The organism is Pseudarthrobacter sp. J1763 (assembly GCF_050490295.1).
Lineage (GTDB): Bacteria > Actinomycetota > Actinomycetes > Actinomycetales > Micrococcaceae > JBNPEO01.
The window spans coordinates 85,906-99,994 of record NZ_JBNPEN010000005.1 but is presented as its reverse complement, the minus strand read 5'-3'; the positions used below and the strand labels follow the sequence as shown (position 1 = coordinate 99,994).

Below are 14,089 nucleotides of genomic sequence, written 5' to 3'. Positions count from 1 at the left end.
GCGCCTAGGGCCTAGGGCGTCAACAAGCTAGTTGGGTAGACGTACCGGCATCACGAGATACCGGTAGTCATCCTGATCTTCGCCATCAATTTCTGCTTGGGCAGTGATCATGGCTGGCTTCGGGGCTGAGGTGAAGGAGAAACGAACAAACTTCGCTTCAATAACACCTAGTCCTTCAATCAGGTAGTGAGGGTTAAACGCTACGGTGATGTCATCACCGACGAGTTGTGCCTCGAGCTCTTCAGAGGCCTGGGCATCTTCGCCCGTTCCGGCATCCAAGTTGAGTTGGCCTTGAGTGAAGACCAGTCGGACTGGGGTGTTTCGTTCAGCAACCAGGGATACACGGCGCACCGCTTCAACGAGTTCTTGGGTGGAAACCGTTGCGTGGATGGGCGTGGAATCGGGGAACAGCGAACGAATCTTGGGGTAATCACCGTCAACTAGAAGTGAAGTGGTGGTACGTCCGCCACTTTCAAAACCGATCAAACGGCTGTCATCTTCAGCAATGGCTAGGTTGATGTCCCCAGCACCGCCAAGAGTTTTAGCTACTTCGTTGAGTGTTTTGGCTTTGACCAAAGCACTCGTAGAAATTCCCGGGGTGACCGGCTTCCAAGGCAATTCGCGCATGGCCAGACGGTAGCGGTCAGTGGCCAAAAGGGTGATGAGATCATCTTCAATTTCCATCCGAACACCGGTCAGGATGGGCAAAGTGTCATCTTTGCTCGCAGCAATGATCACTTGGGAAACAGCTTGTGCGAAAGCGTCGCCTGAGACGGTGCCACTCAATGTTGGCAGCGTGGGAAGTGTGGGGTACTCAGCTTCTGGCATGGTGGCCAAGTGAAAGCTGCTTCGACGGCAGCTCAAGGTCACTCGAGATCCGTCGGTTTCAACGTCAACAGGTGCTGAGGGAAGGCTTCGGCAAATATCTGCCAAGAGCCGTCCGGAAACCAACATGGTTCCTTCTTGGCTTACATCTGCGGCAATTTCCAAACGAGCTGAGGTCTCGTAGTCAAAGCTGGAAAGGCTAACGGTGCCTGCTTCGGCTTTGAGAAGGAGACCTGAAAGTACAGGAACTGGCGGCCGCGGAGACAACGAGCGGGCGGTCCAGCTGACTGCTTCTGCCAGGACATCCCGGTCCACTCTGAACTTCACGGAAGGGTGCCGCCTTTCATTACGAGGAGCTTGCTGCTGACAGCTTAGCCGGAGTTACAAGAATAAACCCATTGGCAAAGCTCGGTTGGTGGGGTTCCAGAACAGGTCCGGGGTGATCAAGTGAGGTTGTTATTTGAGGGATTTCATTTTCTTGGGATTAGTAGTGTTAATAACTGCTGTGGATACTGTGGATAACTCGATCTCACGGTTCGTTTTCGGGGTTAAGCCCTGTGTGTCTGGTGTGGGAAGACTGGGGTTTAAACAGGCTGTGGATGTGGGTAAAAATTTCCGTGTTTTAGGGGATCCACAGCAACCTTAAGGGTTTTAAGGGGGTCAAGGCCGGTTCTCCACTTAACTATCCACAGCCTTATCCACATGCTGCTGTTAATAAGGTAGAGAGAGCGCCTCAGGAATCTCGCTGCTGTTGTTTAATTCGGTTGGTTAGCTCGGTCACTTGGTTGTAAATCACACGACGCTCAGCCATCAGTTCACGAATCTTCCGGTCAGCGTGGATCACCGTGGTGTGATCACGTCCACCAAGTTCTTGGCCGATCTTGGGTAGGGACATGTCTGTCAGTTCGCGGCACAAGTACATGGCGATCTGGCGAGCGGTTACCAAGGTGCGCGTGCGGGATTTGCTGCACAGCTCTTCCATCGTGAGCTTGAAGTAGTCAGCCGTCTGATCCAAGATCTGCTGCGAAGTGATTTCTTGGGCTCCGTCATCAGTGATGAGGTCCTTCAAAACCATTTCCGCCAACCCAACATCTACTGGCTGACGATTCAAGCTAGCGAAGGCAGTGACGCGAATCAGCGCGCCTTCGAGCTCGCGGATGTTGCTGGAAATCTTCGAGGCGATGTATTCGAGAGCATCATCGGGTGCAGAAAGACCTTCGCTGAGAGCCTTTTTGCGCAGAATCGCAATACGCGTTTCTAATTCCGGTGGCTGAATGTCCGTTAGGAGGCCCCATTCAAAGCGGGACTTGAGGCGGTCTTCAAAACCTGCCAGCTGCTTGGGGGGCAGGTCAGAGGTGATAACCACTTGCTTGTTGTTGTTGTGCAGGGCATTGAACGTGTGGAAGAACTCTTCGAGCGTCCGGTCTTTGCCTGCCAGGAACTGAATGTCGTCAATGAGCAGGACGTCAACGTTGCGGTACGTGGTTTTGAAGCTTGCGCCTTCGTCGTCACGAATCGAGTTGATGAAATCGTTAGTGAATTCTTCGGAATTGACGTAGCGAACCCGGATTCCGCTGTACAAGCGCCCGGCGTAATGGCCAATGGCATGTAGCAAGTGAGTTTTACCCAGACCAGAATCGCCGTAGATGAACAACGGGTTGTACGCCTTTGCCGGCGCTTCGGCTACAGCCACAGCGGCTGCATGGGCAAAACGGTTCGAAGAACCGATCACAAAGGTGTCAAAAATATATTTGGGGTTCAGCCGGCCAAATTCGTGTGAGGTGCTGGGGAGCATGGGCTGCGGCTTGGGTTCGGAGCTTTCAGCAGCGTTTTTAGGTACGACGACGGGTTCCGGCTCCACATGGACGGGAACCAAGTCGGTGTCTACGTCGATGGCACAACGGATGTCTTCGGAGAAAACTTCTCGGAGGGCGTCGTCGAGAGCGTCCTTGACCTGGGTCTGCAGGACTTCTCGAGTGAGTTCGTTGGGTACAGCCACAAGAAGTGTTGAACCGATCAGACCCTGTGCTTGAGCCAAAATCACGAAGCCACGTTGTCGGGGCGAAACACGGTGGTCTTCTTCGAGAAGACGAATTACTCGCCGCCAGGAACTTCCCAGAGTGTTCGCGTGGTCGGCCTCGTCAACTGTCATCAAAAGTCCCTACACCTCGGTCATACGCATTTATTCGATCAGCCGGGTTCCTCGAGAGGATACCGGGTAGCCATTCCGGTCCTCACAGGCCCGGTATTCCACAGGGTTATGCACAGACCGTGGATAATCGGCTACTGAGCAACTGTAAAGGATGGACTCCCTAGAAGATAGCTGGGATTTAGCCTGTGGAAAATTACACGGTTGTGGTTCTCTTTGGGCGCATCTGGATGTAGTAATCCACAGGTCTTAACGTGTTGATAACCACATGTGTGGATAGGCCAGTAGGGATGGTTCAGTTTGACTTGGCGCCTTGAATTGGCCTAACGTTGTGAAGTCCTTTGTGTCTACTTTCTGCCCTGGTCCCCGTTCGCCGAACGCTTGCGATTGGCCTGGTCCGGGCGGTGGGCACCAAAAAACTTAGCGCCGGCCTCTTCTTCCCCAAGTTGATATCGGTAGGCGCGCCATTGACCTACTGGAGCAACTACTGTGAGCAAGCGGACTTTTCAGCCGAATAACCGCCGTCGTGCCAAGAAGCACGGCTTCCGTCTTCGTATGCGTACTCGTGCTGGCCGTGCCATCTTGGCAGCCCGTCGTGGCAAGGGCCGCACCGAACTCTCGGCGTAAATATTGACCAATCGGTCTAGACAACTCTTTTGTATCTAAGGTGCTAGCCACCCAGAACCGATTGAGAACATCGGCCGATTTCTCAGCAACTGTACGTTCCGGCGTCCGCAATGGACGCCGGAACTTAGTGTTATATACGGCCAATATTGATTCCGGCCTGCCCAGCAAGATTGGGTTCATCGTTTCAAAGGGTGTTGGGAACTCTGTTGTCAGGAACCTCGTTAAGAGGAGACTGAGAGAAACAGCTGCCATTACCGTCAAGGAACATGGCACTGGTCTGAATATTGTGGTTCGTGCCTTACCGGCTGCCGCAGCGGCCTCTTGGCAGGAATTGAGTGCTGACTACAATGCAGCGTTGACCCATACCCTGCGACGCTTAGCGAATCCATCGGCCTCAAATTCCGGTGGATTTTCAAAGTCTCCGCGAAACGAAGGGAAACAGCATGACTGAGGCGCGTTCCGACGTCGTCCGTTTTGCTGTTCCCGAAAGCGGCGTGGGTAGCTTCATTTGGAACCTGCCGCGGAACATTCTTATTGGTTTGCTTAAGGGCTACCGTAAGGTGATTTCGCCCCTCTACGGACAGGTATGCCGTTTTTTTCCTTCCTGCTCGGCCTATGCGCTCGAAGCAGTCACGGTGCATGGCGCCGTTAAGGGTAGTTGGCTCGCCGTCAAAAGACTGCTGAAGTGCCACCCCTGGAATGATGGCGGAGTGGACCACGTCCCTGCTGGGCACCGTCACTGGTCTGAGGGAAAGACCCCCCAAATTGTTGTACTGAACAATCCGGACGTGTACCTAGGTGTTCAGTCTGATGAAGACGGCCGCAGCGCGGCTTGAGGAAATAGGGAAAATATATGGACTTCTTTGGAACAATTTTGTTCCCGTTCAAGTGGCTTGTGTCCATCATTATGTTGGGCTTCCACGACGGGCTGACCTTCATTGGTATGCCTGCCGCATCTGGCTGGACCTGGACACTGTCCATCATTGGCCTGGTGCTGGTGATCCGTGCTGCGCTGATCCCCGTGTTTGTTAAGCAGATTAAGGCTCAGCGCGGTATGCAGCTGCTTCAGCCTGATCTGAAGAAGCTGCAGGACAAGTACAAGGGTAAAACTGATCAGCTTTCCCGCCAGGCCATGGCCCAAGAGCAGATGGCGCTGTACAAAAAGCACGGCACCAACCCGTTCTCGGCTTGTTTGCCCATGCTGATCCAGATGCCGTTCTTCTTCGCTTTGTTCCAGGTCCTATCCGGAATTTCTCAGGCCAAAGAACAGGGCAACGGCATTGGTGCGCTGAGCCATGAGCAAGTGGTTCAGTTTGACCAGTCCTCAATCTTCGGTGCCCCACTTTCCTCGGCTCTGCTGCACGGCGGCGCCGGCAATGTTGCCGTTGTGGTGTTGTCCATCATCATGATTGTGGCCATGACGGCTTCGCAGTTCATTACTCAGCGTCAGATCATGGCGAAGAACATGTCTGAAGAAGCCTTGGCTAGCCCCTTTATGCGTCAGCAGAAAATGATGCTGTACGTACTTCCTTTGGTCTTTGGTATTGGTGGTATCAACTTCCCCATTGGTGTCCTCATCTACTGGACCACCACCAACTTGTGGACCATGGGTCAGCAGTTCTTTGTTATTCGTCGTATGCCCACTCCCGGCTCCCCCGCAGCGAAGGCACTGGCCGAGCGCCGTGCCGCTAAGGGCCTCCCTGCGTTGAACGCACTGGGTAAAAAGGCAGTGGAAGAAGAGACAGCAGTCGAGCAGCCTAAGGGCCAGCGGGTACAGCCCCAGCGCAAGAACAGGAAGAAGAAGTAATGACTGTTGAGAGCACCTCTGCCGTGGAAGAAGAAGCCACCGTTGATGCACCTGTTGATGCGTCAACGCCGTTGAGCCGCTTGGAAGAAGAGGGGGACGTCGCCGCCGATTACCTTGAGGAACTCCTAGACATCGCCGATATCGATGGTGATATTGACATTGAGGTCCGTAACGGACGTACCTACATCTCCATTGAGACAGAAGATGAAAACTCCAGCCTTGAGGCCCTTGTAGGTGAGGACGGCGAGGTACTGGATGCTCTTCAGGAATTGACCCGTTTGTCTGTACTTTCTGCAACGGCCAACCGGTCTCGTTTGGTGTTGGATATCAACGGCTACCGCAAGGAACGTGCCAGCTACCTGCAGAAACTTGCAGAAGAGGCTGTGGCTGAGGTGAAGAGCAGCGGTGCACCTAAGCCGCTTGAACCTATGAGCGCTTACGAGCGCAAGATTGTTCACGATGTTGTTGCTGATCTTGGTTTTGTGAGCGAATCCGAGGGCGAAGGCGCTGGCCGCCACATTGTGGTTTCGGCAGAGTAGATTCCGCTTTCTTCCGCGCACCTTGGTGTAAGGGAGTGCGCTACCGCTACAGCGAAGGAATGGATTAGTGGTTGAACTGACTGGTGTAGAGCTGGCTGGAGTGGAACTTACTGCGGCTCAGCAGATATTTGGCGAGCGTTTGCCTTTGGCTGTTCGCTATGTACAGCACCTCGCAACGTCCGGTATTGAGCGTGGCCTGATTGGTCCGCGTGAGGTTCCGCGTTTGTGGAGCCGCCACGTCTTGAACTGTGCTGTGATCGAATCTGAAATCGCTCCCAAGGCACGAGTTGCCGATGTTGGTAGTGGGGCCGGTTTGCCAGGTCTTTGCTTGGCGATCGCCCGCCCTGATCTTGAACTGACCTTGATTGAGCCCCTTGAGCGCCGTTGTATTTGGCTTCAAGAAGTGGTGGACGATTTAGGACTTGAGAATGTAACTGTCCTGCGTGGCCGGGCTGAGGCTTTTGTTGGAAAGCTCGACGTCGACGTTGTCACCGCCCGCGCGGTGTCGGCACTGATTGGTTTGGTGGCACTGACCATTCCACTCTTGGGTGGCAAGGGCGAGGTCGTGGCTATTAAGGGCAAAAGCGCCGCGGAAGAAATTGAAAAAGCCGCCAAGGTGATCAAGCGTATGGGCGGCGTTAAAACTTCCGTAGAAGTAGTGGGCGAAGGCCTGTTGGCTGAGACCACCACAGTGGTGAAGATTGTGGTCAATAAGTAGCTTTGCTTAGTGCGGGGCCGGAGAGCAGGGGTCCAAGCAGTTAGGCTAGATAGCGGCAAGCATGGCCAATTGAGAGTGAGAGTGGCACTTTGAGCAGCAGTGAGGCATCTGCCCAGCGCATCCCTCCGTTTGTATCGTTGGGATCCGCACGGGCAATGACCAACCCTGTTCCCGTGCCCAAATCCACCCAAACCCAACCTAAAACGGTTGTGCGAGGTGGAACATCTGCGAATGTTTCACGTGAAACAACTGCAGGGAAGCGAGGCACGGTGATCGACAATATGGACGATTCGAGTCCCATTGCACGTGAGTTGGCCAGTGAAACACGGCGACGAGAGAAGCTACTAGGGCGCCCGCTCCCCAGACCTGCCCAGACCCGAACCTTTACGGTCTCCAATCAAAAGGGTGGTGTTGGTAAAACCACCACCACTGTCAATATTGCTGCAGCTTTGGCCTCGGCTGGCTTGAACGTGCTGGTCATTGACATTGACCCTCAGGGTAACGCTTCCACCGCGTTGGGAATTGAACACCACGCCGAAGTTGATTCAATCTACGATGTTCTGATCAACGATGTCCCCCTGGGTGAAGTTGTAGCCCAGTGCCCGGACATTCCTAAGCTCATTTGTGCTCCTGCCACCATCCACCTTGCCGGCGCCGAGATCGAGCTGGTCTCTCTTGTGGCCCGCGAACAACGTCTGCGCCGTGCCATTGATGTTTATGCCAAGGAACGCGAAGCTAACGGCGAAGAGCGTTTGGATTTTGTGTTTATTGACTGCCCACCGAGCCTTGGTCTGCTCACGGTTAATGCATTCTGCGCAGCCAACGAGGTATTGATCCCCATCCAGTGTGAGTATTACGCACTAGAAGGTTTGAGTCAGCTGCTCAAGAACATTGAGATGATTCAGAAACACCTCAATGCTGACCTTCGTGTTTCAACGATATTGCTGACCATGTATGACGGCAGGACCAATTTGGCGGCCCAAGTGGCTGCAGAGGTTCGTGAACATTTCCCGAAGGAAGTTCTCAAGGCCGTTGTACCGCGTTCGGTACGTATCTCTGAAGCGCCGAGCTATCAGCAGACGGTTATGACCTACGACCCGTCTTCAAGTGGCGCGTTGTCCTATCTTGAGGCCGCAGCGGAAATCGCTGAACGGTAGAATCCAACACGTACTTTCATTCCATTCAGCTGGGCACCGCTTGGCACTTTCTTTGGAGGAATAGCCCATGAGCGAAAAGCGACGCGGTCTTGGCCGCGGTCTTGGCGCACTCATCCCCAGCGCACCAGCGTCGGAGAACGAATCCGCGCCGGCCAATGCTGCTCGTCCTGTGGACTTGTTTTTCCCGGATGCTCGAAAGCCCAAGGGACGTTCTGCTGCCGAAGGTACGGAGGAGTCTGCTGCCAGCACTGCCCGGCAGGCTGGTGCTAGGAGTACTGCTGCTTTGTTAGCTGAGCGACCGGCTAAGCGTGCTTCCAATGGGCGCGCTCCTGCTCGTTCAGGTTCGGCTGCTCCTAGCAAGAGCGGAACCAAAGCTGGGGGTGCCGCTACCAAGAACGCTGGGACCGCAGGAGCCGCTAAAGCAGTCGCGTCGAAGAGCGCATCCAAAGTCGATGCCGCTGAGGCATTGGAAGCCGCGGCCGGCAAGGCAGCGACTTCCGCTAACGCGGCCACAGATGACGCTGAGATCGCTGCTTCACAGACTGCCGATCTTCAGGGCTCCAAGGATGACGGACCCGATCTGGTAGAAGTTCCCGGTGCACGTTTTGCCGAAATCCCGGTCCATGACATTCATCCGAACCGAAAACAGCCTCGCCAGGTTTTCGATGAAGACGAGATGGCGGAGCTGGTCCACTCCGTTCGTGAAATCGGCGTCCTCCAGCCAATTGTTGTACGTTCTTCAACCGAAGAAGGTGGAGAACCGTACGAGTTGGTGATGGGTGAGCGTCGGTGGAGGGCAACTCAGGCCGCCGGGCTCACTCATGTGCCAGCAATCATCCGTGACACCACAGATGATGATCTCCTGCGTGATGCTTTGCTTGAGAACCTTCACCGCAGTCAGCTGAACCCGCTTGAAGAGGCAGCAGCTTACCAGCAGTTGCTCGAGGACTTCGGAACTACTCATGTGGAGTTGGCTGACCGTATTGGCCGATCACGCCCTCAGGTCTCCAACACTCTTCGTCTACTCAAGTTGCCGCCACTAGTACAGCGTCGTGTGGCCGCGGCAGTATTGTCGGCTGGTCATGCCCGCGCACTCTTGGCTCTGCCCGACGCTGCGGCCATGGAACGGCTCGCCCAACGCATCGTTGCGGAAGGTATGTCCGTACGTGCCACTGAAGAGGCAGTGTCCATGTATCAGGATCCAGCAGCGCCTCAGAAGAGCGCTATTCCCAAGCCGGGTGCTCGCCATGAACGGCTGGACTTCCTTGCCTCATCGCTGTCCGACCGTTTGGACACCAATGTGAAGATCACTTTGGGTGCCCGAAAGGGTAAGGTCAGTATTGAATTCGCCAGCGTTGAGGACCTGAACCGTATTATGGACGTTATTAATCCTGGTTCTGGTAACTGACGCTGTCCCCCAGTTTTAGGCGGTGCATGTTTCACGTGAAACATGCACCGCCTTTTTGGTACCGTCATGTATGTTTCAGTGCTGCACTGTATGGACGCTCCCCGAAAGGTGTTGCTGGTGCGGTCTGAGCGCAATGTGGGGTTCCTTCTACGGTGAAAGTTAGTCCGATCCTTAGATCATTCGTCCCTCACCCGCTCAATCTCCTTCAAATTTGAGGCCTAGATTGCACCGATTGAGAGATCTGCGGCTGAAGGGATTATATTTCTAGGGATCCGTGGATTCGTGACTACACTTCGTCGCGGGATGTTAATTAGGAATAAGTTGCTGTTGTACAGGCTTACTCTTTACCCTGGGAAGCCATCCAGGGCCGGCGGGAGATCGCTTCCGTTCGTTTGTAAGGTGCCGTTCCTCGCGTGGACCCGCATGCAGACCATAGTAGTTGGCTATGGGCGCGAAGGTGATTTTATAGATGGTCTCTGCTTCGTGCGGCCGACCTCGCCACATTTATATGAAGGCTGCGGTGCTCCGTGGAGGCCTACAGACCGAAGTGATCGGGGCACGTGGGATTAGGCGTGTGTTTCACGTGAAACGCGATAGGGCAGCCGGGATCTACGTGGTGGATGGACGCCCGCTAATGCGCAGTTTGGTTGGCCCCAGGCTAGGCAGGACGGGTCTTAGCCAATTTCCCTGCGCTGGTCCCTACTAAGGGCCGAATTCTTGAGTCACACGTGCCGTCTATCTGGCTTAAGACTTTTCTCTGGACTGCACGTGCTGGTCCGACACAACTCAGCAAGCCACGCGCAGAGCACATGACTAAGCATTCTGGAGGTTCTTCTTAGGAGCGGCGGCCAAGAACCATTGACGTTTCACGTGAAACCTAGCCGCCTAATCGACAGAAACTACCGCTACGAGGTGGCCATTGCGCCTTTTAGACCAGCAGACGCCGGTAACGCCCATTGTGGCTGGTGCGGTTTCACGTGAAACAAAGGATGGCACCCGGAGGTCTTCTGTAGTTCATACAGCCTGTCCCCTACCCGAGGCAAGGCGTGCGGAGTCTCGTCGAATTGAAGTGGACGTTTCACGCGAAACAATAACTCTCGACGACCGTGCTTGCTAGTGCATTTTCTCCGTGCCCTTATTCGCACAGAGCACCCATCCTTCGCACAGTGCACCCATCCTTCGGCGCGTGGGGCCCTTGTACTGCGGCGACCATTCGACTGTGATGTTGAATCTCTTGAGTAAGGTGGGTGGCAGTGATTGCTGGCAGACGCCATAAATGGAGTTATGAGGGTGCGAGCCCTGGGGCAATACGAGCTCCTCAGGGCTGCTGGCTGGCTGTGTCATAGGGCAACCGTGGGATCCGGCACTGTGAACGACACAGCCGCCTACATCCTAGGGTGTCAGGCCGCCTTGAAGCCTTGACCTTGCGTTGCCAACAACGTAAGTACCGTTGTGCGCTATGCCGGTTCCAGGACTGTAACAGGAGGAAGGGCAGTTGAGAATCTGATCTGGCTACCGTGCAGGCGGGCCGTCGTCAGTGGCTACGGTTTTGTGTGGTATTGATCATCAAGGCAACAAGCGGGGGCTCGATCTGGCAGCTGCTGTGGCAGGTGTCTTGCCCAAAATGAATTTCTCTAGAACACCAGTGTCTCAGCTACTCGAATCTCTGGCCTAACCGTTTTCTTGATCGGGCAGGTAGGCGGCACATGGGTGCAGGGAGCCTGCCGGGAAGCACGTATGTGGGGAGGGTTCCCCATTCCATGCCGCGTGTGGCAGCTGTGGATAACTTTGTGCATATCGTCGCTGGATTTAGTGACAGACCTGTGCACAACTTCGGATGTCGATGACTATTGCGGCCCGTCAAGGGATGTATCGCCAGCTGATGGATTAAAGGTGGCACTACGGTTATCTGCGTGGCGACGATGAGTCCCTGAAAGCATCGTTTCACGTGAAACAGCGGAGGTGGACGGAAAATTGGCTCATAGAATAGAAAATGCTGCGCAAAATCACTCAAATGTCGCTTATCCATACGCATTTACGGCAGTTACTGGCTAGTACGTCCAAAGAGAGCGTTATGAGCATTGCCTGTTCGTTTGGCGGTACCTCAGGCTGCGGCGGATGGTGGCGTTGAGTCTTGACTCGGAGTACACATGAATTAACCTTCAACAAATGACCGAATTCGGCACGGTGAAAGTTCTCCACAGCAGCAGACTATTCTGTGGATAACTGCTCCACGAGTCTGTGCACAACTTGACGGCGCCTTTATGGAAACTTGTAGCTTGCCGCAGACGTCTCATTTCTCCCGAACTGGGACACGCGCTTCTTGCCTCGTGTGGGTCATTCTCGCTAGCCGGCGACATTTCATTGCTCAGTAACTCTCTATCTGCGTTTGTCCTTGTACCTGAATCTGTGACTGATCGTGTGGGACAGCTCCGGATAGAGCAATGACCTGGGTGAAGGATTCATGGTGAAGACGTCCATGTGAAGACATCAATTGGGCGGTAGCTCGTTAGCGCAAGCACTCGTTATAGTTCCGGGACATGAGACCTCATCGTTCAATGAGGAGTGAATCAAATAGGTCGTTTCCGATTCTTGAATTGGCGAGCGTCCGCCGCTGTGCACATCGAGCTCAGCCAGGGACAGCCGGTCACCTGAGGCCACAACGTTTCACGTGAAACAAGAAGTGAAGAATTGATAGATCTACTTGTCTGCACGGGCTATGGGGTGGGTTGTGTTGGACCTAGGTGCTCATCATTGGCGATACCTAGGGCCGGAACGATGCCCACTTATTGGATCGGTGGACGCTGGCTAATTTTAGGCTCGATACTTTGGACTTCTCGTCATGGCTTTTCGTGTTCCCAACAAAGCGTAGAGACGTGAATGAGCAATCAAAATGCGCAACCATTCTGAGCCATGGCCGTGGAAGGAATGCACCGGTGTAGGGCGTTTCACGTGAAACAGTATGGGCTGCAGCAGAAATACCTAGCCGCGGGTTCCTATGGGTCTTTGTTCCCCGATTAGCTAAAAGTGTTACGAGTCGACGACACGGCCGGACCCATTACAACCGGAAGCTTTGACGAACAGATCGTTCCGCATCAGCCTAAGCGTCAGGAATGCGCGGGTCGTCCGCCCAAATGCGGCTGAATGTTTGCTTCATTAGCGGTTGAAGTCTTCGTGGGCCACACAGACCGCGGAGGCCCACCTGGGAGCCTGCGCGGGGCTCTTAGACGGTCATGTGGAGTGGAGTTGGACTGTGTGCGCTTGAACCGTGTGAGCTTGAACCGAGAGCCGTTCAGGAGGAGAGACGCTGACATGCTCAGGGCGCGGACCGTGGGATTCCAGCGGGACCATCAATGCACTCCGGCTGCGGTTGGCCGCTACAGGGCCGCTAGAAGCGCTTCTACGGCTGTTATGCCGGTGGGCTTACGCCGTGGACCGTAACGCTGATCGGAGCCTGCAGGCAGCCATAGGGGCCACCAACAAAAACGGCCGGTTGCTCCACGGGCAGGAATGCCCGGTTGAGGTCAAAATGTCCGACTGAAATCAGCCATGCTTTTGCTGTGCGGTATAGGTCGGGTGAGGCAGGTGGTGGCAAATTGTGGATGAAACGGGCTCATCGTAGGGACCGGCATCGGTGGGTTCCGACCTAGGAAGTTATCGCCCGAATGGACTTCGGAGGGTTGGATTCGTGCTTGCCCACTGTGCATTCTGATGCATTCAGCGACATTGACATGACGAAATTTGGCAAGATCGCTGTTTTTTGTCAGAACACATAGGGCCAAAGCGAGTGTTCGCTTATAGTTGCGCCTCGTTCAAAAGCCGGATTTTGGACGATTCTAGGTCGCCGCCATCGTTTGCCAGACTTCTCGGCTGATGTTTCACGTGAAACAAGCCGCACCATTACCGGCGTGGAGTTCGCGAATAAGGATCTATACCAGTCGGTACTGATCAAGGAGAATCTCTGACCATGAGTACGCCCACGCGTGAGACCTGACCGATACCACAACCGAGACTAGAGCACGAGCGAGAGTACGTCCACGTTCGGGCGCACTCCCACAGTCGAGATTATTCACACCTTCCATAGTATGTACACCTTCGAGACGAGGAGGAGAGGGGGCTTTGGTCGGTCCGTGGTGGCTGCCTGGTGACAGTGGAACCCGCGCCCGTGGCCGTGTGCGTGGTCGTAGGGTGTCGAAGGAAGGCCGAAGAGGTCTATCGGCAGAGTTAAACGAGCCCCTCTATGGGGAAGTCCGGGTTCATTTCGCCCTTACCCCAGCCAGGGAAAAGCGTCACACTGATTTGGAGGACGATGAGCTACTCAAATGAAATGATGAGATCAACAACAGTTGCATTCAAGATTTATCACTCCAGCTTCATGGACTTTGGCAGTTCACAGGCGCTGACGAGTGTTTCACGTGAAACCAAGACTCAGGCAAAAGAAAAGTCCGGACCCACACGCAGTGGATCCGGACTTTCGAAACCGTACCTAGACCCGTGAAGGCCGATCGGTCTTAGGACAGAACGTCAGAGAATTCCTTCTCGAAGAACTGCTTGGGGCGTGCACCAATAACGGTGTGCTTCACTTCGCCACCCTGGAAGAGGTATACGGCCGGGATTGACGTGATACCAAACTGGGCTGCGATGGCGGGGTTGTCATCAACGTTGACCTTTACAACTTCAACCTTGTCCCCGTACTCCACTGAAATCTCGTCCAAAATGGGGCTAAGCTTGCGGCAGGGGCCGCACCATTCTGCCCAGAAATCAACAATTACAGGTTTCTCAGATGCCAAAACATCGGTGCTGAAACTAGCGTCGGTCACATCTTTTGCGTTGCTCATAGTGTTCTCCTTAGCGGTATT

General features: G+C 54.4%; 10 protein-coding genes and 1 pseudogene. 8 read left to right on the top strand and 3 right to left on the bottom strand.

Translation table 11 applies throughout. The annotated features are described in order from the left end of the window. Positions 1-27: 27 nt before the first annotated feature. Together dnaN and dnaA are read right to left on the bottom strand one after the other, a co-directional pair. Entirely contained in the window at positions 28-1,152 is a 1,125-nt protein-coding gene (gene dnaN, locus ACQQCD_RS06740; protein WP_430267628.1) for a DNA polymerase III subunit beta, read from the bottom strand. A gap of 406 nt (positions 1,153-1,558) precedes the next feature. After that, a complete protein-coding gene (dnaA, locus tag ACQQCD_RS06735) occupies positions 1,559-2,977 on the bottom strand; it encodes a chromosomal replication initiator protein DnaA (RefSeq protein WP_430267627.1) in 1,419 nt (472 codons plus the stop codon). A 486-nt stretch (positions 2,978-3,463) separates the two neighbouring features. Between dnaA and rpmH the strand changes: the two genes are divergently transcribed. From rpmH to ACQQCD_RS06695, 8 genes are all read left to right on the top strand, one after another. After that, positions 3,464-3,601 carry a 50S ribosomal protein L34 gene (rpmH, locus tag ACQQCD_RS06730; protein ID WP_003800212.1) on the top strand — a complete coding sequence of 46 codons (138 nt, stop codon included), beginning with the start codon at positions 3,464-3,466 and terminating at the stop codon, positions 3,599-3,601. 40 nt (positions 3,602-3,641) lie between these two features. Continuing rightward, entirely contained in the window at positions 3,642-4,052 is a 411-nt protein-coding gene (gene rnpA / locus ACQQCD_RS06725) for a ribonuclease P protein component (RefSeq protein WP_430267626.1), read from the top strand. Next, on the top strand, positions 4,045-4,437 hold the full coding sequence (yidD, locus tag ACQQCD_RS06720; protein ID WP_430267625.1) for a membrane protein insertion efficiency factor YidD: 393 nt from the start codon (positions 4,045-4,047) through the stop codon (positions 4,435-4,437). The genes rnpA and yidD overlap by 8 nt, the downstream gene beginning before the upstream one ends. A gap of 17 nt (positions 4,438-4,454) precedes the next feature. Beyond that, positions 4,455-5,408, top strand: coding sequence for a membrane protein insertase YidC (yidC, locus tag ACQQCD_RS06715; protein WP_430267624.1), 954 nt, complete (start codon positions 4,455-4,457; stop codon positions 5,406-5,408). Continuing rightward, on the top strand, positions 5,408-5,947 hold the full coding sequence (locus ACQQCD_RS06710; RefSeq protein WP_430267623.1) for a protein jag: 540 nt from the start codon (positions 5,408-5,410) through the stop codon (positions 5,945-5,947). Before yidC ends, ACQQCD_RS06710 begins: the two co-directional genes overlap by 1 nt. Before the next feature lie 67 nt (positions 5,948-6,014). Further along, the gene (rsmG, locus tag ACQQCD_RS06705) at positions 6,015-6,665 is read left to right on the top strand and encodes a 16S rRNA (guanine(527)-N(7))-methyltransferase RsmG (RefSeq protein ID WP_430267622.1); all 651 of its coding nucleotides are present in this window, start codon (positions 6,015-6,017) and stop codon (positions 6,663-6,665) included. Between the two features lie 89 nt (positions 6,666-6,754). Continuing rightward, positions 6,755-7,822, top strand: a complete 1,068-nt coding sequence (locus tag ACQQCD_RS06700) for a ParA family protein (RefSeq protein ID WP_430267621.1) — start codon at positions 6,755-6,757, stop codon at positions 7,820-7,822. 67 nt (positions 7,823-7,889) lie between these two features. Next, the gene (locus tag ACQQCD_RS06695; RefSeq protein WP_430267620.1) at positions 7,890-9,230 is read left to right on the top strand and encodes a ParB/RepB/Spo0J family partition protein; all 1,341 of its coding nucleotides are present in this window, start codon (positions 7,890-7,892) and stop codon (positions 9,228-9,230) included. 4,511 nt (positions 9,231-13,741) lie between these two features. Here ACQQCD_RS06695 and trxA read toward each other — a convergent pair. Continuing rightward, positions 13,742-14,089 (bottom strand): annotated as a pseudogene (trxA, locus tag ACQQCD_RS06690) (thioredoxin); the annotation flags it as partial.